Annotated in this window: 20 protein-coding genes; 9 read left to right on the forward strand and 11 right to left on the reverse strand. The window is 48.7% G+C overall.

The genetic code is table 11. From position 1 onward, the window contains the following. Window positions 1–3 precede the first annotated feature (3 nt). Window positions 4–690: a pyrimidine 5'-nucleotidase gene (locus Q320_RS0117300; RefSeq protein ID WP_245591040.1), complete on the forward strand. Its 687-nt coding sequence runs from the start codon at window positions 4–6 to the stop codon at window positions 688–690. Between the two features lie 132 nt (window positions 691–822). Here Q320_RS0117300 and Q320_RS0117305 read toward each other — a convergent pair whose 3' ends face one another. Then, window positions 823–2,715 (reverse strand): potassium transporter Kup, encoded by a 1,893-nt coding sequence (locus tag Q320_RS0117305; protein WP_051534858.1) that lies wholly within the window; start codon window positions 2,713–2,715, stop codon window positions 823–825. Window positions 2,716–2,815: 100 nt separating this feature from the next. Beyond that, entirely contained in the window at window positions 2,816–3,418 is a 603-nt protein-coding gene (gene ampD / locus Q320_RS0117310; protein ID WP_084282765.1) for a 1,6-anhydro-N-acetylmuramyl-L-alanine amidase AmpD, read from the reverse strand. 135 nt (window positions 3,419–3,553) lie between these two features. Between ampD and Q320_RS0117315 the strand changes: the two genes are divergently transcribed. Genes Q320_RS0117315 through Q320_RS0117330 form a run of 4 tightly spaced genes read left to right on the forward strand, consistent with a single transcriptional unit; the run spans window position 3,554 to window position 7,970 of the window. Next, window positions 3,554–4,330 (forward strand): sterol desaturase family protein, encoded by a 777-nt coding sequence (locus Q320_RS0117315; RefSeq protein ID WP_035854207.1) that lies wholly within the window; start codon window positions 3,554–3,556, stop codon window positions 4,328–4,330. Continuing rightward, entirely contained in the window at window positions 4,320–5,210 is an 891-nt protein-coding gene (locus tag Q320_RS0117320) for a fatty acid desaturase (protein ID WP_051534859.1), read from the forward strand. Before Q320_RS0117315 ends, Q320_RS0117320 begins: the two co-directional genes overlap by 11 nt. Then, a complete protein-coding gene (locus Q320_RS0117325; protein WP_027470048.1) occupies window positions 5,194–7,101 on the forward strand; it encodes a StlD/DarB family beta-ketosynthase in 1,908 nt (635 codons plus the stop codon). The genes Q320_RS0117320 and Q320_RS0117325 overlap by 17 nt, the downstream gene beginning before the upstream one ends. Beyond that, entirely contained in the window at window positions 7,098–7,970 is an 873-nt protein-coding gene (locus tag Q320_RS0117330) for a DUF6999 family protein (protein ID WP_027470049.1), read from the forward strand. The genes Q320_RS0117325 and Q320_RS0117330 overlap by 4 nt, the downstream gene beginning before the upstream one ends. Before the next feature lie 27 nt (window positions 7,971–7,997). Here the strand turns inward: Q320_RS0117330 and phnD are convergent, their stop codons facing one another. The 6 genes from phnD to ttcA form a co-directional block, all read right to left on the reverse strand. Next, window positions 7,998–8,972 carry a phosphate/phosphite/phosphonate ABC transporter substrate-binding protein gene (phnD, locus tag Q320_RS20435; RefSeq protein WP_051534860.1) on the reverse strand — a complete coding sequence of 325 codons (975 nt, stop codon included), beginning with the start codon at window positions 8,970–8,972 and terminating at the stop codon, window positions 7,998–8,000. A gap of 246 nt (window positions 8,973–9,218) precedes the next feature. After that, complete coding sequence (locus Q320_RS0117340; protein WP_027470050.1) at window positions 9,219–10,598, reverse strand: sigma-54-dependent transcriptional regulator; 1,380 nt, start codon at window positions 10,596–10,598, stop codon at window positions 9,219–9,221. Further along, window positions 10,582–12,168: a sensor histidine kinase gene (locus tag Q320_RS20440; RefSeq protein ID WP_051534861.1), complete on the reverse strand. Its 1,587-nt coding sequence runs from the start codon at window positions 12,166–12,168 to the stop codon at window positions 10,582–10,584. Before Q320_RS20440 ends, Q320_RS0117340 begins: the two co-directional genes overlap by 17 nt. Before the next feature lie 137 nt (window positions 12,169–12,305). Beyond that, entirely contained in the window at window positions 12,306–12,800 is a 495-nt protein-coding gene (locus Q320_RS0117355) for an RNA pyrophosphohydrolase (RefSeq protein WP_027470051.1), read from the reverse strand. Window positions 12,801–12,931: 131 nt separating this feature from the next. Next, window positions 12,932–13,720 (reverse strand): fused MFS/spermidine synthase, encoded by a 789-nt coding sequence (locus Q320_RS0117360; RefSeq protein ID WP_051534862.1) that lies wholly within the window; start codon window positions 13,718–13,720, stop codon window positions 12,932–12,934. Continuing rightward, window positions 13,720–14,673 carry a tRNA 2-thiocytidine(32) synthetase TtcA gene (gene ttcA / locus Q320_RS0117365; RefSeq protein ID WP_051534863.1) on the reverse strand — a complete coding sequence of 318 codons (954 nt, stop codon included), beginning with the start codon at window positions 14,671–14,673 and terminating at the stop codon, window positions 13,720–13,722. Before ttcA ends, Q320_RS0117360 begins: the two co-directional genes overlap by 1 nt. A gap of 325 nt (window positions 14,674–14,998) precedes the next feature. Between ttcA and Q320_RS0117370 the strand changes: the two genes are divergently transcribed. Then, window positions 14,999–16,810 (forward strand): Ig-like domain-containing protein, encoded by a 1,812-nt coding sequence (locus Q320_RS0117370; RefSeq protein WP_027470054.1) that lies wholly within the window; start codon window positions 14,999–15,001, stop codon window positions 16,808–16,810. Window positions 16,811–17,054: 244 nt separating this feature from the next. Here the strand turns inward: Q320_RS0117370 and Q320_RS0117375 are convergent, their stop codons facing one another. Continuing rightward, window positions 17,055–18,026 carry an FAD-dependent oxidoreductase gene (locus Q320_RS0117375; protein WP_027470055.1) on the reverse strand — a complete coding sequence of 324 codons (972 nt, stop codon included), beginning with the start codon at window positions 18,024–18,026 and terminating at the stop codon, window positions 17,055–17,057. Between the two features lie 29 nt (window positions 18,027–18,055). On the opposite strand from Q320_RS0117375, the gene Q320_RS0117380 reads away from it, so the two are divergent. Further along, entirely contained in the window at window positions 18,056–19,234 is a 1,179-nt protein-coding gene (locus tag Q320_RS0117380) for a class I SAM-dependent methyltransferase (RefSeq protein ID WP_027470056.1), read from the forward strand. A gap of 33 nt (window positions 19,235–19,267) precedes the next feature. Here the strand turns inward: Q320_RS0117380 and Q320_RS21680 are convergent, their stop codons facing one another. Continuing rightward, window positions 19,268–19,534, reverse strand: coding sequence for a hypothetical protein (locus Q320_RS21680; protein WP_156939105.1), 267 nt, complete (start codon window positions 19,532–19,534; stop codon window positions 19,268–19,270). Between the two features lie 109 nt (window positions 19,535–19,643). Continuing rightward, window positions 19,644–20,237 carry a spermidine N1-acetyltransferase gene (gene speG / locus Q320_RS0117385; protein WP_211251256.1) on the reverse strand — a complete coding sequence of 198 codons (594 nt, stop codon included), beginning with the start codon at window positions 20,235–20,237 and terminating at the stop codon, window positions 19,644–19,646. Between the two features lie 189 nt (window positions 20,238–20,426). Here speG and Q320_RS0117390 point away from each other — a divergent pair, with 189 nt between their 5' ends. Beyond that, window positions 20,427–21,242, forward strand: coding sequence for a lysophospholipid acyltransferase family protein (locus tag Q320_RS0117390; RefSeq protein WP_051534864.1), 816 nt, complete (start codon window positions 20,427–20,429; stop codon window positions 21,240–21,242). Between the two features lie 618 nt (window positions 21,243–21,860). Continuing rightward, window positions 21,861–23,636 (forward strand): GmrSD restriction endonuclease domain-containing protein, encoded by a 1,776-nt coding sequence (locus tag Q320_RS0117395; protein WP_027470059.1) that lies wholly within the window; start codon window positions 21,861–21,863, stop codon window positions 23,634–23,636. Window positions 23,637–24,003: the final 367 nt, after the last annotated feature.

Consider the following 24,003-nt stretch of genomic DNA (forward strand, 5'->3'; position numbering starts at 1 on the left):
CTGATGTCGGGCGAAAGCTCGACCTACGGTAAAATGGTCGGATATTCTTTCCGGCCATTTTTAACGCCTATGCTTCAGCCCACGTGGATTTTCGACCTCGACAATACCTTGCACCAAGCCAGTCGCCATGCGTTTCCCATTATTGACTCGGCAATGACGGCATGGCTGCAAGTGCATCTTCAATTGAATTACAACGAAGCAAATCATTTACGCCAAGATTATTGGCGTCGCTATGGCGCAACGATGCTCGGCCTGATTCGCCACCACGGACACTTGAACCCACATCATTTTCTCGCCGCATGTCATCCACTTGAACAATTGCTCCGCGAAGTCCACCCGATGCCGCAGCTCAAATCAACGTTACAACGACTAACTGGCAATAAAATTCTCTTTACCAACGGGCCGATTAGTTACGCTCGCGCGATGCTGGCTGCGCTGGATATTGAGCGTTACTTCATAGGTATTGCCGCTATCGACACAGTGAATCTAACGCCCAAGCCGATACCCACTGCTTACTATCAGATATTACGACAATTCAAATTACAGGCTCGCCAGTGCATTATGGTCGAGGACAGTATTGGCAATCTGATCACCGCCAAGAAACTCGGCATGCAAACCGTGTGGCTACGCGCTGGCATGCGTGGCCATCCTGCGGCGGATCGCTGCATTTCGCAATTGAGTCAGGTGTGAGCTGTGAGCTGTGAGCTGTGAGCTGTGAGCTGTGAGCTGTGAGCTGTGAGCTGTGAGGCATCCAGCATGGATAATGGGTATATTAATGCAAGCCTTATAAATAGAAAGCCACAGCAATATACCCATAAATAATTACAACTCGACCTGCATCCCCATTTCTACGACGCGGTTCGGTGGGATTTTGAAGAAGTTCGTCACGCGCGTTGCGTTGCGGCTCATTAAACTAAACAAACGACGACGCCACCAGCTCATCGATGGATATTTCGCCTCGACGATGGTTTCACGCGATAAGAAGAACGACGTATTCATATCGTCAAACACCAATTCAGGCTGCAAATGCGTTACTTGCTCTAGCACTGCGGGCACGCCAGGCTCTTCTTTAAAGCCATAAGTGGCAATCACCTGATAGAAAGTTTCACCCATGCGGCGCACGGTAACGCGCTCTTTCAGCGGTACAAATGGAATATCGCTGGTTTGCAGCGTCAAAAACACCACTTGCTCATGCAGCACTTTATTGTGTTTCAAATTATGCAATAGCGCATGCGGCACCGAATCAGTGCTGGCGGTCATAAAAATCGACAAGCCTTCGACGCGTTGCGGCGGGTGCGCTTCTAGACTTTCGACAAAACCCGCCAGTGGCATTTCACCTTCGCGCAATTTGGCGGCCAGCAATTTACGCCCGCGCTTCCACGTCATCATCATCGTAAACGCAATCATGCCGATCAACAGCGGGAACCAACCGCCTTGATGTAATTTCAGAATATTCGACGAGAAGAATGCCAAATCAACAATCAACAGCACGCCCAGCAAAGCAAACATACCGATTTTTTTGCCGCCTTTAAAATGCCGGCTTGCGACAACAAACGCGAGCAAAGTCGTCATCACCATCGTACACGTTACCGCAAAACCATAGGCGGCGGCCAAATTGCTTGAGGTACGGAAGGCTAAAATCAGCAGAATCACCGAGAGCAATAAGAACCAGTTAATGCCGGGAATATAAATCTGCCCACGCTCTTGCTCTGAGGTGTGCTGAATGTCCATGCGGGGGCAAAAGCCCAATTGAATCGCTTGATTGGCGACTGAAAACGCGCCAGAAATCACCGCTTGCGACGCAATCACCGTCGCCATCGTCGCCAAAATCACCAAAGGCGGATGCGCCCAAGTCGGCGCGAGGAAATAAAATGGGTTTTTAATCGCTTCTGGCGTCGTTAACAGCAGCGCGCCTTGACCGTAATAATTCAACAACAGCGCAGGCAGCACCAGCAAAAACCACGCATAGCGAATCGCAGGGCGACCAAAATGCCCCATATCGGCATACAGCGCCTCAACCCCAGTCAAACACAGCACGACCGCGCCGAGCAGCACAAAGGCCACCCAAGGATGGGCAAAAAAGAAATTCACCGCAAACATTGGATTGACCGCCGCTAAGACCTGCGGCGCTTTAATAATATTGATCACGCCCAGTAGGCCAATCACAATAAACCACGTCACCATGACGGGGCCAAACAACTTGCCCACCAGCGCCGTGCCGCGCGATTGCATCGCAAACAAAGCCACCATCACAACAATTGCAATCGGTAAAATATACGGATCCAGCGTATGCGAAATAATACTGATCCCTTCTAACGCCGACAGCACCGAAATCGCTGGCGTAATAATACTTTCACCTGCAAACAAAGCCGCGCCAAAAATCCCCATTGCGGCGACCCAAAACGCTTTGCGTGGACTGCTGCTAACCACCCGCATCGCCAGCGCCATCAGCGCCAAAATACCGCCCTCACCCCGATTATCAGCACGCAGCACGATAGAGACGTATTTCACCGTCACCACCAGCATCAAGCCCCAGAAAATCAGCGACAAAATACCCAGCACATTGAACGCATTCAAATCCAGCGCCACATGGCCGTTAAAGCATTCTTTTAATGTATATAAAGGGCTAGTACCGATATCGCCATAAACCACGCCAATCGCGCCAACGACGAGGCCAGCGAGTTTTTTGGGGTCTTTCACTTGAGAGGTCGACATTAAGATTCTTCAAACCGAGTACGGGAAGCGGATTATAGTCCTGCGTCAATGGCTTAGGGCACGTTTTAAAGCGAAACGTTGCGACAACGCAGCAGACAAATCAGCTGCGGCTGATGTAGCCAGTTTGGCGTAATTCCAAAACAGAAGACATGAGGTTTTCCCATACAAAAAACGGCCCTGGGTCGGTTTTTCGCCCCGGCGCAATCTCGCTATGCCCCACCACATGCGCAATTGGATAGCGTGCTTGCAGTGCATTCAGTAGTAAATTTAACTGCACATACTGTATTGCCTCGAACGGCACGAAATCTGAGCCTTCCAACTCAATACCTATCGAAAAATCATTGCAACGCTCCCGACCTTGCCAGCTCGACACACCCGCATGCCAAGCGCGTAGATTGCACGGTACAAATTGCACGATCTCGCCATCACGACGAATTAGAAAATGCGCCGATACGCGTAAATTGGATAATTCTGCAAAGCATTCATGCGCGTCGATATCGAGGCAATTGGTAAACAGGCGCTCAATCGCATCGCCAGAAAATGCCATCGTTCCCGGCTCGCCCGGTGGCAGGTGGATATTATGTATGACCACCATATCCGGCACGTTCTCATTGGGGCGCACATCACAATTGGGGCTAGGCACTTGCCGCACAGCGCTGCACACACCTTGTGCATCAATCACTAAAGCGTTTTTGTCCGACATCGCCGCTACCATCATTGCTCCTTAGTTCGTCCGCCAAATTCGCTATGCTAGCGTTTTCATCCCGCATCCGCACGCTCTATGACGCCTACAGTGAAATGACATACAATCGTCACACTTTCTTGGAGCTGTCAGCCAGTGCGCGAACTTATTCTCAATAGTCAGTGGTACGAAATCATGCTGCTGGGACTGGTCTTTTTTGCCAGCCTCTATGTCGGCGTTGGCGCGCTGAATTGGGTTTTAAGCCGCTTCTTGCTACCCGCCATTGGCTACGGCCACATTCTCGATCCTCGCCCACTCGCACGGGGGCAATTGCGCCGCGAATGGCTGCTTTCTGCATCCTCGATTTTTATTTTTGGTACCGGAATGATTTTCCCTTGGGGCTTGCTGCAACTAGGCTGGGCACGGCTGGCGATTGCACCCTCAAACTGGCAAATTGCAGTTGAAATTTTCCTCTTGGTGATTTGGAATGAAATCCATTTTTATTGCACTCACTGGCTACTACATACGCGCTGGTTGAAGCGCTTTCACCTGCCGCATCATCGCTCGATTGTCACGACGCCTTGGGCTTCGTATAGCTTTCATCCGCTTGAAGCGATTATGCTCGGCAATGTGATTTTGCTGCCGATGTTGGTACACGATTTCAGCCTCGATGCGCTGGCTGCCGTGCCGGTGTTTAGCATTATTTTTAATAATATCGGTCATTCCAATTACGATTTTTTACCCGACGCGCATCATGACCGTTGGTGGCTCAACGGCGCACGCCGCCATCATTTGCATCATGCCTGTTACACCGGCAATTTCGGCTTTATGTTCCCGTTTATGGATAGACTCTTTGGCACTGCGCTGCCGCCCGACGCAGCACAAGCCAGAATTAAGCGTGATTTAGCTGGATCGGCACGCGATGCTGCGTAATCGGCGCGATCTGCAAAGCCTGCTGTATTTAATCTTGCAGCCCTTGCTGATGATCTATTTATGGCAAGTAGGTTTGTCATCAGTGGCGAGTTGGCTGATTTATGGCTTGGTGTTTTTCCTGAGCCTAGGGATTGGCGTCATTCATCACAATCACACGCATCTACGCATATGGCGCAACAAACGCCTGAATCGGTTGACTGATTTTTGGATCACGCTGCTGCAAGGCCATCCAACTTTTGTGTTTTATCCCTCGCATATCGCCAATCATCATCGCTACCATCACGGCGAGCACGATGCAGCGCGCACCTATCGTTTTGGCGGCGATCACAATCATCTGCTCGGCTATCTCTTGCATCCGTTTCAAGCGGGATTTGTGCTTTATCCGCTGTTTATCGATTGGCTACGGCGTTTACGCGAACAACATTCCGGCGTGTTTTATTATTGCTTGCGCCAATATCTGGCCGTGCTATTGCTGTGGAGTGTTTTAGCGTGGCTCGACTGGCAAAAGTTTTTGCTGTTTGTGCTCATTCCCCAATTGCACGGCCTGCATTGGTTATTGGCGACAAATTATTTGCAGCACGCGCATGCCGACGGCAATTCGCCGATCAATTACGCGCGCAATTTTTCTGGTTGGGTCAATCCGCTGCTATTTAATATCGGCCTGCATACCGCCCACCATCACCATCCGCGCGCGCATTGGTCGGAATTATCACAATTAGATTTGCACTATCGCCAGCAGATTGACCCGACACTCAATGCTGGGCCTTTGATTCCTTATATGTTTCGTACCTTTATCCTCAGCCTGCTGCTACTGCCTTATCGTAGCCAAAGCTTGATGCCGCCTCAAAGTTCAGGAACTCATCATGCCGATTCAGTTTAAGAATGTTTACCTCGCCGCAGCCAGCCTGTACTTGCCGGGCAAGCCCATTAACAACGACGCAATGGACGACTATATCGCGCCCATCAATCGCATTTCAGCGCGGATTAAAAAACGAATTTTGGATGAAAACGGCATTCAAACGCGGCATTACGCGATTGATGAGGAAGGCCAAACGGTGGAAAGCCACGCTCAATTGGCGGTGAAAGCGATTCATGCCTGCTTAGACCAAACGCAAACGCCGTTAGAGCAAATTTCGCTGCTGAGCGTCGGCTCGTCAGGCGGCGATGCGCTGATGCCCGGTTTTGCCAATATGATTCAGGGCGAGCTGGGTGCGCCGCCGATGCAAACCTTGTCCAGCCAAGGTGTTTGCGCGGCAGGCGTCAGCGCGATTGAGTTTGCTGCGCAAGCAATTGAATTAGGCGCGCATCAGCACGCGCTGGTCGTCACCGCAGAAATGCCGTCGCGGATGTTTAAGCGTTCCCGCTTTGCGCCGCGTGGTTATGAAAGTGATTTTGACGCGCATTTTCTGCGCTGGATGCTGTCCGACGGCGCTGGTGCGATGCAGTTAAGCCGCCAGCCTCTGGTCAAAAACGGACTGCAAATCAAACTCAAATGGATACACCAAAAGAGTTTTTCCGGCGATTATCCGGTTTGCATGCAGCTTGGCCTCACAGCGGATCGCAGCCAGTCATTTCTTGATTTTGCCTCGTCATCGGAAGCCGAAGCCGCAGGTGCGCTGTCTTTACGCCAAGACATTCGTTTATTGCCGCATTTATTTGATATTTGCATTCACGAATACGTGAAGTTGGTCGATGCGGGCTGGATTAAATCGAGCGAGATTGATCATTTTCTCTGCCATTACTCGTCGGCTAAATTTATGCCCGTTGTTGAAGATTTGCTCGCAAAAGCCGGCTTAACGATTCCGCCCGAGAAGTGGTATAGCAATCTGGCGACATGCGGCAATACCGGATCGGCGTCGATTTTTATTATGCTGGCCGAATTTCTGCAGCAAAAAACCCTGACAGCAGGTGAGAAGATTTTCTGCTTTATTCCCGAATCAGGCCGGATGACGGCGGCGTTTATGCTATTTGAAGTGGAAGCGGAGCAGGATGGAACACATCGTGGGTATACGCCGCCAGAAATTAATCAACAAGCGCTACAAGCTAATACCCTAGAAAATAGCATCACAGCACCACATCAAGCGAAAGACGCACCTGAGCCTTTGCAGCCGCTACTCACGCGACTTGCCAGCCTGTGGCAAGATTACCGCTCAAATGTGTGGCGCACGCCGGTGATTCATCATTTGGTAAGCGGGCAATTTGATGTGGCGGCTTATCGCAACTGGACCGCGCAATGGGTGCCGCAAGTGCATGAAGGCAGTAAGTGGATGAGGAATGCCGTGGCGTCGCTCACTGGCGATTTTGCCGCGCTCGGTGCTTTGATCGAAATGCACGCCGGGGACGAGCAAAATGATTTCCAGATTTTGTATCAAGATTATCAAGCCACAGGGGGCACAGCGGCGTTGGCCGATTTAAAGCGCAATCCCGGCGGCGAAGCGCTTAATAGCTATTTGCACGCCTTGGCCGCAACGCCCAATCCAATCGGTCTTTTGGGTGCGATTTATATTATTGAAGGCACGGGACAGCGCATCGTTCCAGCCTTGCTGCCGCTGCTGCGCCAGCAAGTGAACTTACCTGCTGCGGCGTTTCGCTTTTTGGAATATCACGGCGCGAATGACGAGCATCATTTGGCGCGCTGGCTCACCGCCGTTGAAATCACGCTCGCCATCGACCCAACAGCGGCTGATGCAATTTATCGCACTGCCAAACGCACTGCGCAGCTGTACTTAATGCAGTTTGAACATATTCAAGAAAGTGACACCGCATCATGAGCGACTTTCTCAAAGACCCGCACGATCCGCGTGACCCGAATCCTTGGCTGGCGCTCTATCTCGACCAAAGTACGCCGCTGTGCGATCACGTCAAACACGCGTGGTTAACTGATTCGGCGTCCAGTTCGCGGCAATATTTGCTGCCCTTGGTGCGCCCTCTCGCCAGATTGATGATTATTGTCATTCAGGTTTTCAAGATCGTGCTACCCAAACGCTGGTCAGCATCCAAGCTATTGCACCATATTTTAGTTTGGGGACTAAAAGGCTTTGTGTCACCACAAGCCAATTGGCTGATCTTGCGGCACTTTCATTTGGGCGCGCAAATCATCGAATTTATTGAACGCAACGCGCCGGTGAGCGTGCCACTGTCGTCACTCAAACCGGCCGATCTGGATGCGCTGAAAGACGAATTGTTTTTAAAACACGATTTGAATTTATTTAACTTCGTGATTCGGCTCAACCAAGCGCTACAGAACGAAGGGAAAAAGCTCAGCCACGTCGAGAACATCGATTTCAGCATGATAGTCGAGCCGCCATTGGCGCTGGCGACGATACCGCAAGGTAGGCTGAACTTTATTGATTTGCAAACCGCGATTGAGATTTTTACACCGGTCTATCAGCTGTTTCTGACCGACAACGATTTTTGGCGCGCCGCTAATTCGCTGCAACTGGATGAAACGATGGGCGTTTATGTCGCGACGCTGCTCAATACGCCGCAACATTTATTGCTGCTCAATAATAAGCATCCGCTGGTGCCACTTTCCACATTGCGCGCGGGGCACCGTCTGGTCTTGCATGGCTTATCAACCGAAATGCTGCACAGCCTACTCAGCCAAATGAAAGCCAGCGCAGCAAGCGAAGACGCTTAAAGCCACGCCCGCATTAGATTCTCTGTTTTAGCGCGGGCCACCAAGCAAGCCAATCAACAATTCATGCCGACGATAATAGGCTTTTTCTTGTTTTTGCTTTTCGGCCAAGCTTAAAGAGCTATCGAGCATGGTGCGAAATTGCGCATAAAATAACTCAACCTCGGCAATCCGTTTTAATTCCCGATTGCTCATGGTCTTAAATCCCGCCAAATTATCGGCAGCGAGTAATTTGGCGGCTGAGTCAGGAAATTGCTTATTGCTGGCATACGTTAAAAAGAATTGCGCGACTGATTTTTTTAAATCCGCAGGCATGTTTTTACGCATCACCAAGGGATCAAAATTAAATGCATCCGACTGCCAAATGACTTTGACATTTTTAAATTCAGTGGGGAATTTCTTCGCAAATTTGGCCAAGTCATCGGTATTATTTGCAGCGATATCCACTTCGCCTTTAGCAAGCGCAAGGAAATTATCCTGATGATTCCCAAAACGAACGCTCTTAAAGTGCTGTTCCATAATGATATTGTTTTTTAAAAACGCGTAATACTGCGGAATCAAAAAACCAGAGGTCGATTTCAGATCGCCACTGCCATAACGATAACGGCCTTTTTGCTGCAACACCTGCTCTAGATTATTTAAGCCCGAATCTTTGCGGCTAATCAGCACCGATGAATACGTATCAACGCCGCCTTTGAGCACCAATTGGCCAAACACATCGCACTGCGCAGTTTCAACCGCCTCAAGCGCCACTTTATTGCCTAAGCGCGCGACTTGAATCTCTCCTGATTTCAAGCCATTCAAAATCTCGGCATAGCTTTTTGCCGCCACCGCTTTCACATTCGCGCCAGTGGCTTTGGCCAAATCATCCAAAATCGGCTGCCAAGCTGCGATCGCCTCTTGTGCCTCGCCGTGAGCGACTAAACCCACTGTGATCGTTTCTTTCGCCATGCTCATTTTTGCAATCACGGCCATCACACCGACCAGCACTAGCTTACGCCACATCTATTTATCCGCCTTTTAAGAAGTATTTTCTTACAAAGACGGGAGAGTAGCAGCAAATATTAAACTTAAATGTAACTAAGCTTACAAATTAACGATGGTCGCACGTCAAATTTAAGTTTCGTACAGGCTGAAAGTAATGAATAAACCATAGAAATCAAGCATGAATAATGCGTAGATCGGCGAAGAAAAACCGACATTGAGCGACACCCATGCAGGCGTCACTCAGTAGATGCAGATAAAAAGAAACTACGCCTCGCTTTCTGGTGTGATCGACAGCCGCTCTAAACGATAACGCAAACTGCGGAACGTCACGCCGAGCAGTTTGGCGGCTTGCGTGCGATTAAATCCTGTTTTATCCAGCGCAGCTAAAATGGCGGCTTTTTCTACTCGATCCAGATAATCTTGCAGCGGATAGGTATCGCCCAAATTCGCGGCGACGGCTTCGGCTTTATCGCTGGGGCTATGGCAATGGTGCAGTTGCAAGGCTTCGGCATCGATCTGATCACCATCGGCCAAGGCCACAGCGCGTTCCAGTAAGTTTTCCAACTCGCGTACATTACCGGGGAAATCATAACGGCACAGCGCTTGCTTGGCAGCAACCGTAAAAATCATAGTCGGCATGCCATGACGTGCCGCGATATCCTCGACTAAGAACTGCGCAATCGTGAGCACGTCTTTACCCATTTCACGCAGCGCAGGCATTTTTAGCTCAATCACGTTTAAGCGATAATACAAATCCTGCCGGAAACGCCCACCTTCGACGCAGCGCGCAAGGTTTTGATGCGTGGCTGAAATAATCCGCACATCAACGTCTTCTTCATGCACACCGCCGACTTTGCGCACTTTGCGTTCTTGAATCGCACGCAGTAATTTCACCTGCATCGGCAATGGCAAATCGGCCACTTCATCCAAAAATAAAGTTCCGCCATGCGCCGCTTGGAAAAAGCCGTCCCTATCTTCCATCGCGCCAGTAAACGCACCTTTGCGATAACCAAAAAATTCGCTTTCCATTAGGTTTTCTGGGATCGCACCGCAATTCACGGCAACAAACGGTTTTTCGGCACGGTTTGAGCTAGCATGGATCGCGCGCGCAGCACGCTCTTTGCCCGAGCCCGACTCACCCGTCACATAGACGGGCGCTTGATTGCGTGCCAGTTTTTCGATCAGCACCAGCACTTGCTGCAAAGCCGGTGACTCACCCAATAAAGGACGATCACTGCGCGCCGCTTTCACTGCAGGTGTTGCCTCAATTTTGAGCGCCGATTTCACCAGCGCGCGCAATTGCTCCAGCGCGACGGGTTTAGCCAAGTAATCAAACGCGCCCGCCTTCAATGCAGCAACGGCATTTTCGGTGCTACCGTAGGCAGTGATCACCGCAATCGGTAAATCCAATCCTTTGGCCTGAATATGGCGTACCAAATCGAGGCCTTCACCATCAGGCATCCGCATATCCGACAAGCACAAATCAAAATACTGGCTATCGATGAGCGCTTTAGCGGCAACGACACCATTGGCTTTTTCAACGTCTAAACCCATTTTCAATAAAGTCAGTTCCAACAACTCAGCCAAATCGACTTCATCATCAACGACCAAAACGCGGGGCAGGGTTTTAGATTTTTTCGCCATCGGTATATCCAAATAGAATGCGGAAGCAGGCACCGCCGTGAGGGGGCGATTGGTATTCAAGTAGAGCGGCATTGGCCGCGCAGATTTCACGCGCAATATACAAGCCTAAGCCGGTGCCTTTACTTTCGGTCGTAAAAAAAGGTTCAAACAACTGGCTTTGTGCATCATTGGGTACGGGAGGGCCATCATTAATCACGCTGAGCATCCAGCCATCGCGATACGCCTGCACCGTGATTTGCAAACTACCATCACGCTGCGTGCAATAGCGCCAACCATTACGCGCTAAATTCCATAGCACTTGATGCAAATGCCCCGCATCAAAGCGCACGATGACTTCAGGAGCGCATGAAATTGCCAATTTCATCGGAATTTTCTCTTGCAGCACAAACTCTTCAGCAAAGTTATGCAACCATTCCGCCAAGCGAATATCGATGCGCTCAACCCGATCACGGCGATTGAGCTCCAGCACATCTTTCACCATCCGCTCTAAGCGCTGACTATTGTCATTGATAATTCGCGTGAGCTTTTGCAGCAAAGGATCATCAGCCGCTTCTTCACGCATTAATTCGGCTGCATGGCTAATTGCGCCGAGCGGATTGCGGATTTCATGCGCCAAATTAGCGGTTAATCGCCCCAGTGCGGCTAATTTGAGCTGCTGCGATTCGCGGCGTAAACGCGCCATATCTTCCAGATAAATCAGCACATTGCCATTAGAATCACTAGACAGCGACACAAAGCGAGCGCGCAATGTATTGCGCCCGTCCGCAGTTTGAATCAACTCGCTACTACCCATTTCTGGAAACTCGCGCCAACGCGCTAAAGGAGAAGCCAACTCGGGTAAATCCGCCGCCAAGGGGCTGGCCAGATCAGGCCGCACACCAGTAAAACGCACCGCTTGTTCATTAAACTGCTGAATTAAATCTTTTGCATCGACCACCAGCACGCCATCGGATACATCCTGCAAAATCCGCGCATTTAATTGCCCCAAATTAGCAATATCCACACCGCGCTGCTCGGCCAGCTCTCGATTCTCTTCGGCATACAAAGAGAGGCGGTATGCGAGCCAAGCCACCGCAAATGAAGCGATACAGAGAAATACTGTCGATATTGGAATGGTGTCATTCACATCGCCATTCAGTACTGTCCACACCAACTCGGCCAGTAACGCCAAACTTGCCACTGCGGCGTGAAACATTGTCATCCGGCCGCGCGCAATTAAACCGGCTGCGGCCAAATACGGCAGTAATAAAATCCCAAAACCGCTTTTAATCCCTCCGCCCAAATGCATCAGCGCGACAATAAACATCACATCGACACTCACATGCATCGATAGCTGAATATCAAAGCGCGGCCAGCGCTGCGCGATACTAAAAGCAAACACAATCCCGCACAGCGTATAGCTACCCAAAATCCAAATCGCGGCCCAGAAATTGCCGTTTTCGAACCAGCTACTACTGGTGAGCAAAAACGCACCCGCCATCAAGCCAATCACAATCAGCAGACGGAAAATATTAAATAAGGATAAGGATTGCCAAAGATGCTCGTTCGACAAACGATAATGATCAGACATAAATTCCAGATAAAAAAACGGGCGGCCCAAGCCACCCGTTTAAATCATATTGTGCAAAAATGTTATGGCAAGGCGCGCGACACGCAGTACATAAAGTACGGCGGGGCAAGACAGCAAGAACATTTTTACTTAAGAACTTAGTTAACGATTGAAGGTGGTTGTTGCCCAATCAATCGCGCCAATTCACCCAAAGCCGCTTCATACACACCACGTTTGAAATCAATCACCGCTTCCAGTGGCGACCAATATTCATTCCAGCGCCATGCATCAAACTCGGGATGCGTGGTTTTACGCAGGCAAACATCGGAATCTTTCCCCGTTAGCCTGAGCATAAACCAAATTTGTTTTTGCCCTTTGTAAGTACCGCGCCATTCACGGCGCACCCAATTGGTCGGCACATCATATTTCATCCAGTCTCGCGTGCGGCCCACAATTTCTACATGTTGCGGTAATAAGCCGACTTCTTCAGCCAACTCCCGAAACATGGCCTGCTCGGGAGTTTCACCCTGCTTGATGCCGCCCTGCGGAAACTGCCACGAGTGCTCACGCACGCGCTTTCCCCAGAAAACCTGATTCTGCTGATTAATGATAATGATGCCGACGTTTGGCCGATAGCCATCACGATCGAGCATATATACGACCTATGTTAAATTTCGTTGATTACCCTGATTTTTTCACATTCGCGGGTTCTTGAAAACCTTTATCTGCGGGCGACAAGAGAGTAGAAGCAAAAGCCTGCGTCCCTCTTCGCTTCTCGGTACAACTAAATAAACAAACGGCGGTCATTATGAGGATTCATTCGTGCCAAATCACTGACAAACTCAGAGAATTCCAGACCGTACTCAGCTTCTAATTTCTTAGCTTTGTCAGCCAAACGATCCCATTGCGGGCTGTTCTGGCCGCGCATAAACGCAAATGCAATCACATTGCCTTTTTGCCGTGCCGGTAAGCAAATTAAGCGACCTTCGAAGACTTCGGATAATTGCGTGCAATATTGCTCAAAGCGACGATCAATACTCCACAAATTCACCGCTAAAACACCGTTATCGGTCAGTTTATTTTTACATGCGGTAAAAAAATCAGTACTCGCCAATGGCGCAGCAATACCGGTAGCCGAGTACGCGTCCATCATAATCATATCGACCGATTCGTCCGCCATATTGTAAACATGCGCCGCACCGTCCCCGGTCATCACCTCAAGCCGTTCATCATCCTGCGGCAAGAAAAACATCGAACGCGCAACATTCACCACCTGCTGAAATAACTCGACGCAAGTCAGATGCGTATTCGGCAGATATTCATGCACCCATTTCGCAATCGATCCGCCTCCTAAGCCAATCAGCAACATTTTTTGCGGCGGCTCTAAAAACAGCAAGCTACCAAACACACAACGCGAATAAGCCAGTAGCAGCTCATTCGGCGAATTGATTTTCATCGCACTTTGCGTGTCGTCATTACCAAAATGCAGCTTGCGAACACCGCCCTCTTCCGACACGTCAATCACAATATCGTCGTCATTACTTTTCGAAAAACGTTTCGAGCGAAACAGCATTATTCATCGCCCCCGCAAGCACTCACACCGGCGGGTTTGCTAGCGAGAATCGAAATCCGGCTCGGATCGTTAAACGTTTCGCGATCAAACGCTTTGTCGCCATCAGCACGCGCCGTGCCATCGGCTTTCGCATTCACAAAATCGTAGCGCTTCGGATCAGCCAAATGCGAAGGCACAACATTACACATCGCGGTAAACATCGTTTCCAAACGGCCAGGGAAGCGCTTATCCCAATCGCGTAACATATCGCCAATCACTTGGCGCTGTAAATTAGGCTGCGAACCACATAAATTACACGGAATAATCGGAAAGCCACGCGCGGCTGTGTATTTCTCAATGTCTTTCTCGCGACAATAGGCCAGCGGGCGAATCACCATATGCTTGCCGTCATCCGACACCAATTTGGGTGGCATGCCTTTGAGCTTGCCGCCGTAAAACATATTCAAAAACAGCGTTTCAAGAATGTCGTCACGATGATGACCCAGCGCAATTTTAGTCGCGCCCAATTCATCCGCTACACGGTACAAAATCCCACGGCGCAGGCGTGAACACAAACCACAGGTGGTTTTGCCTTCTTCGATCACGCGCGTGACGATCGAATAGGTATCTTCTTCGATAATCTTGTATTCAACGCCTAATTCCGCCAAATACGTTGGCAAAATATGCTCGGGAAAGCCCGGTTGTTTTTGATCGAGATTGACCGCCACAATCGAAAAATCAATCGGCGCGGATTTTTGCAAGCTCAGCAAAATATCCAGCATCGTGTAGCTGTCTTTGCCACCCGACAAGCAAACCATCACGCGGTCGCCTTCCTCAATCATATTAAAGTCATTAATCGCATCGCCCACGTTATGGCGCAGGCGTTTCACGAGCTTATTAAAATTGTATTTTTGTTTTTGTTCCGCCTCAGACAATTGCGGCTTTTCTTGAGGTAAATCAGATATTGCGTTCATAAGAATGAGTACGGGACGCCTCAAGGCGCCCCGCTATAGGTAATTGAATTGGCTGAATTTTACCTTAAAAACAACCTAACGTTTCACAAACTATTGCTATGCAAACAAGGGCACCCGTACCATAAATTCTTACAAAGAAAATGCAAAAAACTGCAAACACCAAAGCAATAAATTACAAGAACGTATCACTTTGACATCACCTTCATTAAATGTATTATCTTGCAATACAAATATTGCCTAAAATATATCGGAATCACGCCATTATTTATGCAAAGTCGATACTCGTCCTACTTAAATAATGGCATCTAAACACCTGAGGTGACAAATGCACGCAGCTACAAATAATTTCCCATCGCGCCAAACCCTAATTCGCGCGCTAATCGTTGGCGCACTTAGCACAACACTAGTCGCTTGCGGCGGCGGCGGGCCAGGCGGTGCGGATCTGATTGCGGGGGGTAGTAGCGGCACTGGCGGTGGTGGAACAGCAACACCTGCACCATCTGCTATTCCGGGCGGCGCTTCAGCGACAGTAAAAATCGACAGTATTTCGGCAAGCTTAGCAAGCATTAGTGCCAATGCGAATACGACCATCTCAGTAATGCTTAGTAACAACGGCAAGGCTGCGGCAGGTGAAGCCGTTTCGTTCACATCAAAATGCGCAACTGCAGGCAAAGCAACCATTGATGCTAAAGTTGCAGCCGACTCAACTGGTAAAGCTGTCGCGTCTTACACAGACAAAGGTTGCGCGACTACCGACACAGTGACCGCCACCACATCAAACGGTCAATTCAAAAATATTGATATCGCGATTGCCGCACCAGTAGCAACCTCTTTACAATTTGGAGCAACAACACCAGCGGACGGCCTAATTACTCTTAAAGGCTATGGCTCAAATGCAAGACCAGATAGCGCGCAAGTTACTTTCAAGATTGTAGATGCTGCAAACAATCCAATTGCAGGGCGTCAAGTCTCTTTTGCCCTAGACTCGCAGGCTGGTGGAATTACATTATCAGGTAGCAATCCAGTAACCACGGACGCTAACGGCATGGCCACAGCGACGGTTATTGCAGGCTCTCAACCGACGACCGTCGTTGTAACTGCAACCTCAGGCAGTCTAGTTAGTGCATCAAACAAATTATCTATTAGTTCCGGCGTTCCCGATGATGCGTCGATGTCAATTTCTGCCGACAAATTCAACCTCAACGGAGCACATCATGACGGTGAAGTTGCGAATGTTACTGTTCGTCTAGCCGATCACTTTGGTAATCCAATTCCAGACGGTACTCCGGTCACCTTCATTACTGATTACGGTGTAATTGGCAATGGAATCCAACAAACAGGCAGTTGCACTACCAAAGCAAATGCATGCACAGTGCAGCTCACATCACAAGGCCGTAAACCAAGCAATGGCCGTGTACACGTCCTCGCACACGCGCTTGGCGAAGAAACTTATACAGATAAGAATGCGAATAATGTCGCAGACCAAGATTCAGAGCTGAATTATAGAAGCACCATTGTGTCTACGGATATTGGTGAAGCTTACCTCGACACAGATGAAAACAATACTTTCAATGGCCAAGATATGCTCATCGACTTCAACGATAACAAAGCATACGATGGTCCTGATGGGTACTTTAATGGCACGCTATGCAATAGCTCAACATTTGCCAAATGCGCCAAAGACGACTCATCACAACTCAACAGCCTAGGCAAGCAAGTCAAAAAACGCGTAAACATATTTAGAAATGCTGTATTTACCTTCTCAAGTGACCAAAACCCACAACTTGGAAGCGTAACTGGATCAACTGCCGGCGTGTGCGGCTCCACAAGCCAGATTACAGCAGTGATTAAAGATGAATTTGGTAACCCACTTCCAGCAGGTACAAAAATTACATTCGCGACCACTAGCGGTGCAGGCACAATTGCATCAGGTGGCACTCAAACAGTGAGTTCAGGTTCAATTCCTGCATCAGGCGCTATTGTCGATCAGAAAAACTCATTCCAATTCACATTAAAATTCGGCGCCTCAGCAGTGCCTTGTCCAACAGCAACCACAGGCACATTTGAGATTAGTGTGACATTCCCTACATCATCAACACCATTTATTTTCCCATCTCGTTCTTATACAATTAACTAATCAGATTCAAAACCAAAAATCGCCACTCAATGTGGCGGTTTTTTACGTTTTAATTCAACGATTACCTAGTAAGTAACATTGATCCATAAGTATGAAAGAAAACTTACTTTGATTTTCATGGAAGCAAATAAGTTTGCTCCCATAAATTTAAATCAGTTATTCGTAACGACCTACTTATGTCCTCAAGGAGGGGAAACTACAAATCATATATCTTATGCATCAGCACTAAACAAGTGCTCAAACCCTAAGCCGCACTGTGCGACAACTCAAAATCGATTTGCTTAGCGATCACTGCCGCTTGACCTTGGGTGAGCAAAATATTCGGGAACGCAGGTTGCGTCATATCGCCAATCGCAAACACACCATCCAATAGCGCGCCTGCGGCGGTTTTTAGCGTGGGAAAGGCTTTGAGTTGCGGTGAGACTTGATAGCCAAAATACACGGCGGCGTAATCGTAATGCTCGCCTTGCACGACCACACCTTCTGCGGTCGCTGCGAGTGCAAATTCTTGGTAATCGGTTTTGAGCACAATCGTCGGCTGCTGTTGCAATTGTTGCAGCAGCGCCGCCGATGCGCGCAGTTTGCCACGCACCAGCATCGTCACCGCCACGCCCATTTCAGCCAAAATCAGCGCATGATCGGCGGCATTATCGCCACCACCCAGCACCGCAACGCGTTGCCCGGCTGCAATATGGGCGATTTTTTGCAGGCCAGCGCCGACAATCACTCGCTCAGATTCTGGAAATGGTGAAAATGGTGTAGCTCCGCAAGCAAACACCAGCTTTTTGGCGTGAATCAATTCGCCGTTGCTCAAGCTGCAAACAAAATTACCCTGACTCAAATCAGTCCCCACTTGCACCATATCCAATTGCGTCGCCAGTGAGCAATGTTCCGTATCAATCTGCGCGGCCATCGCCGCCAAATAATCGCGCCCCGACATCGCGGCCTGCCCCGGTATCCATTTCAAAATATATTGGCTACTCGCCAAAGGCCCGCCCAGCGCTGCTTCGCGCTCGACGATGCGCCATGTGCGACCCAGCCCAGTCAGCCATTGCGCCAGCGTCAGCCCGCCCACGCCGCCGCCGATAATCAGTACATCCACATTGCGTTCTAACATAGTGACTTCACCATCATTGATGCCATTCATTAAATTTTGCCCGAATTGATCTGCGGCAACTGCGCTGCCAGCGCGCGCAACAATGCTAAAATCGCCCACACGACTATCCCCGCCATAAAGCCAGCCCTATGAATCCACAACAGGCACAACTGCCCGCCCCTTCCGCCGAAGCACTCATCGCCAGCCAAACGCTATGCCAACACATTGCCGAGCAGATTGATGCTGCGGACGGCTGGATTAGCTTTGCCGATTTTATGCGCCACGCGATGTACACGCCGGGGCTGGGTTATTACAGCGGCGGCGCGACCAAGTTTGGCGGTGCGGGCGATTTTATTACCGCCCCTGAAATCTCGCCGCTATTTGGCGGCAGCGTCGCCGCCACCGTAGCGCATATTCTCGCTGAAACTGGCGGTGGCGTGCTGGAAATTGGCGCAGGAACGGGGCAACTCGCGGCACAGATTTTAGCTGAACTCGAGCGGCGCAACGCGCTGCCGGAACACTATGCCATTTTGGAGCTTTCCGGCCAACTGCGCGAGCGCCAACGCCAGACTTTGCACACTTTAGTGCCGCATTTGGTCGCGAAAGTGCAGTGGTTGGATGCGCTGCCGACTGATTTTGTCGGCGTCATACTCGGCAATGAAGTGCTCGACGCGATGCCATGCGAGCTGGTGCAATTTGCTGATGAGGAGAGTGGAAATAGCGAATGGCAGCAACGCGGCGTAACAGTCAGCCAAGATGGTTTTGCGATGCAAAATCGCCCAATTTCAGATGCCAAACTGCTTGCCGCCTGCACGCCGCTACCGCAAATCCCGCTCTACACCAGCGAAATCCACCTGGAAGCGCAAGGCTTTATCGCCGCGCTCGCCGCCAGCCTGCAACGCGGCCTGATTTTGCTCATCGATTACGGCTTCCCGCTGCGCGAGTATTACCACCCCGAACGCAGTATGGGCACACTGATCGGCCACTATCGCCATCATACGATTCACGACCCGTTCTTTTACCCCGGCCTCACTGACCTAACGTGCCATGTGGATTTTACTGCGATGTATACGGCTGCAGAGCAAAACCAACTTAGCCTAGAAGGCTATACCTCACAGGCTAGCTTTTTGCTGGATGCAGGTATCTTGAATTTGGCCGAGCAACTGCCAACCGAAAGTATCGATTACATGAAAACCGCTGCGGCGATCCAAAAACTCACCACACATGCCGAAATGGGCGAGATTTTCAAAGTCATCGCGTTTTCTAAAGGCCTGACCGGCGACACAGCACCAGGTTTACGCGGGCGGGATCGATCTGGGGAATTGTGAAGGAACTAATTAAAGTGCCTTCGGCACGGTGTTTTACAGTCGCAATCCGCGACGGGGACTTACTTTCTTTGCTTCGCCAAAGAAAGTAAGCAAAGAAAGGCGACCCGGGCGCGCCCAGCTCCGCTGTGCCCTCGATCGATCGTGAGCCAAACGATAAAACTGTTTGTCTCTCTCCTCACTCGGTGCGCTTGGACGGGATTTTAAGCCCCAGCTCAACGAGCGCGGCACAGCATTAACACCAAATCTGAGCATCACCAGAAAAACCACGAAAAAATCTAAAACCAAAAGCACTTCTGACATTTTGCCTTTCTTTCGTGCCTTTCGCACCCCAAGGGTATTTCCTGCGGGGCATGTATTTCGTGGACTTTGATTTTTTGATACAGAATCGTTAACGAGCCAGCGCGAAGCCTTAAGCCGCAACACACTCCGCCTTCACTGCCATCAACAATTTTCGTTTCGCCAAAAACTCCGGCTGAAAAATGCACATGCGGATCACGTCGCGGTATTCGCCGTTGACGAAAAATTCACTGCGCAAAATCCCTTCTTCGTGAAAACCTTGCTTCTTATAAATATGAATCGCCGCCGCATTTTCGGTATCGACGATCAGCGCCAGTTTGTATAAATTCAGCGTCGTAAACGCATAATTTTGCGCCAGCGCCGTCGCGATGGATGCGTAACCTAGACCTTGAAATTCGGGCGCGATAATGATTTGAAAATCGGCGCGGCGATGAATGTGGTTAATGCCCACCAGCTCGACCAAACCCACGCACTGCCCTGCCATTTCTAAAATAAAGCGCCGCTCGGTCTGATCGTGAATGTGCTTATCGTACAGATCGACCAGCTCAACAAAGGCCTCGTACGGCTCGGTAAACCAGTAATGCATCACCGATTCATTGTTATCCAGCACGTGAACAAAACGTAAATCTTCGCGCTCTAAAGGGCGTAATTGCAATTGCGACATCATCAAACTCGGGTATTGAATTAAAGATGGACTACGCGCCAAGCCGCCAAGTTCCAAGCAAACGGCCAGATGTAAATACTACCCAGAGCCCCGCCCAACACAAATCTCACCCCACACTCAGTAGTGTCATCCAATTACTGTATTTTGGTGCGCGAGCTGTTAGGCGTCACATTAATTACGTAAAATTACGCTTCGCGGCGCACACGCCAGAACATTGAACAAGGATCAACTGTGGGTACGACTTGGGTGAGAATCAATCGGCTGCTGCTATTTGTGCTGCATGTGATTTACGGCATGGCGGTGGTGCGCTTTCGCTTTTCCCATATGAGTGAACAAGCGCGGCTGCTGAAAACCCAGCGCTGGTCGCAGCAATTGGCTAAAAAACTCGGCATTCGCGTCAAAGTCTTCGGCCGAGCGACGCCACTGCATCCGGCCAATTGCATGCTGATTTCAAATCACATTTCATGGTTTGATATTTTTGCGATCAATAGCGTCACCGTCGCCCGCTTTGTCGCGCGTGCCGATGTGCAGCATTGGCCGGTCGTTGGCATGCTGTGCAAAGGCGCAGGCACGGTGTTTATCGACCGCGAAAAAGTGCGCGACGCGCAGCGCGTGAATGCCAGCATCAGCACCGCGCTCAATAATCAGGAATGCATCGCGTTTTTTCCTGAGGGCACGACGACCAATGGGCAAGAATTGCGCCCGTTTAAAGCCTCGCTAATCCAAAGCGCGTTTGAAACCAATGCCACGATCCAGCCGATTTATCTGCGTTACACCAATGGCGCAGGCGACTATTCGCTTGATGCGGCGTATATCGACGATATGAGCATCACCGATTCGCTCTGGCTCATCACCGGCTCGCGGCAGCTGTGTATCGAAATCCACTTTTTAGAGCAATTAACGCCCGAGGGGCACGATAGACGCACCTTGAATAAAGAAGTGGAAGCGATGATTCGGGCGAAGCATGAGAGTTTAATGGGGATTGCGGAGTTGCAGCGGCAGGCGGGAGCGCTGGGTGTGGATGAGGCGGTCGCCTCGGCAGGTTGAGAGTTTGTATTGGGTATTGCTTGCTAGGCTTTTTATATAAAAGGCTGCAATCAAATACATATCATCGTAGATTGGGCTTTAACCCAACAATTCACTCTGCAGAGCATCTTCAACTCATACGTTGGCGTTCTTTTCACGCTGAGTCGCGCTAATGCCGCGCGGCACTGACTTTTCTTGAACGGCCAAGAAAAGTAAGCAAAAGAAGGCCGCCCTAGTATCTGCGTCCGACTTCGTCGGATGCCCTCGCTGCGGACAATCGGCAAGGCGGCGGGTTTTAACAAAACAGAACCCGCCGACCCCTCCTTGCCGCTTGTTCCTCGCTCGGCGCGATACAAGGAATCTTGTGCAGCTCGACGAGGTTTACTATTAAGTCGATGTATTGATGGCTGAACATTACAGATAAAGGCGTGTAGAAAATACATCTACGCCGAAGGCATAACGCCAATTCATTTGAATATTCTGCCGCATAAACAGGAATCAATAAGCTCAAACCAGCTTACTGGATTATTGCCTGAGCGCCAAGAAAGCATGTGTGATAAAGTTTATCCACAATAACCCACTGCACAGAAATAATTCTGCATATGCGCCTTTTATCCCACTTTTCAAAAAGAGCTAAAAATGATTGAATCTCCACGAGGTATGACAGTAATGGAGGCTTATGAATTGTATAGAAACAATAAACTATTCATAAACCGCAGGTATCAAAGAAAACTTGTATGGAGTAAAAAAGAGAAAAAAGATTTAATTGATTCAATTATGCAGCAGTACCCGATACCATTAGTATTACTTGCCGCATCCCAAGATAACTATGAAATCATTGATGGAATGCAAAGACTAAATGCAATTTTTGGATTCATAGAAAACCACTTCCCAATTGAAATTAATGGTATTGAAGTATGGTTTAATATTTCAGACTATCCATTTGCACAGACACAAGTTAACAAAGAAATCATATCAAAAAAAATTGATGTTGACTTTCTTCTTCAAGAACAAGTATCCGCATTTATTCAGTACCCCTTTCCTGTTACCATATTTAAAACAGGAAGTACTGATGAAATCAATGAAACATTTAGAAGAATAAATTCAACAGGAATTAAACTATCACCCCAAGAAGTTAGACAAGCAGGGAATGTATCAAAGTTTTCAACATTAGTTAGAACTATTGCATCTGAAATCCGTGGTGATGCCTCAAGAGACATTCTTCCTTTACAAGACATGCCAGAAATCAGTATCGACTCAAATATTTCTAAGCACCAATATGGGATATTGGCTGAAGAAACATTCTGGTGCAAGCATGGCATTATGAATGTTTCTGACCTAAAAGAAAGTGCCGATGAGCAATTAATTTCTGATTTAATTTTATCTTGCTCATTAGGGACTCCATTTCCTGCAAGTAAAGTTGCCTTCGACAATTACTATGGTAGCGGAACAAATGATAAATCGAAAGAAATCGAAGTAAAAATCAATGCCATTGGTCAAGAAAACATTAGAACAAACTTACTTACTGTATTCTCTGAAATATCTAACTTTGTAGATCATCATTTAAAAGGAGTCCGTCTAAAGAATGTTCTAAATCCGTCTTCGGGAAGCAACCCAGTAAAAGAACCATTCTATACTTTATTTATGGCATTCTACGACTTAATTATTAACAATAATAAAAAACCGTTCAACCACGAACAAATTAAAAAATCAATTACTGACATTAGCTCAAAACTAGTAAAGTCGAGCAACTACACCACAACCGCTGACCGCGTAAATAATATAAATATTTGCAAAGGATTGATACAGGATTATTTCAAAAACTCTGACTCTACCTTTAGAAGTGCCACATCTTATATTATGGACTTTCAAGCATACTTAATGAAATCAAAGACTGAGGCTGCGATTTATGATTTCAAGCAGGGATTTTATAAGCTTGATCAAGAAAACAGATCATTTGATGAAGATAGCTTTTATAAAATACTCTGTAATATTTCTGCCATGGCAAACCTTGGTAAGGGTAAAACTGGATTTTTATTTATTGGCGTAACCGATAAACTTGCAGATACTAAACGTGTAGCTCAATTAGATTCTATTAATGACATACCTAGTTATCATGAGTTTGGTATTGTTGGATTAGAGAGAGAAGCAAAAATAAAAAAAGTAACATTGGATAGCTATATTGCGGAAATAACACGAAGACTTAGCGTTTCTGAATTAGATGCGGGCTTAAAAACTAGAGTGACCAAAGATTTGACCCCAATAACATACCATGGGAACACCGTATTAATGATTAAAGTGGTATGCGGAGTAGAACCTGTTTATTTCGATGACAAACTATATCAACGAGACGGGGCAAATTGTGTTGAAGTTAAAGGCTCAAAACAAAAAGAAATTTTCAAACTTTTTGTATAAACAGCCATGTAGGGCGGGTTAGGTTTATCAACCCGCGCTGATCTGAGTGTGTGAGATCGAAATCAGATTGGCGGGTTACGCCTTCGGCTAACCCGCCCTAAGGCATCAATGTATTTGATTATAGCCCTTTACCTACAAGGCCTAGCTGGCAATACATCGACTTAAGAACAAACCTCGTTGATATGCGCGAGACCCCTTGTGTCGCGCCGAGCGAGGAACAAGCGGCAAGGAGGGGTCGGCGGGTTCTGTTTTGTTAAAACCCGCCGCCTTGCCGATTGTCCGCAGCGAGGGAATCCGACGAAGTCGGACGCAGATACTAGGGCGGCCTTCTTTTGCTTACTTTTCTTGGCCGTTCAAGAAAAGTCAG

Source organism: Deefgea rivuli DSM 18356 (assembly GCF_000620145.1).
Classification (GTDB): Bacteria; Pseudomonadota; Gammaproteobacteria; order Burkholderiales; family Chitinibacteraceae; genus Deefgea; species Deefgea rivuli.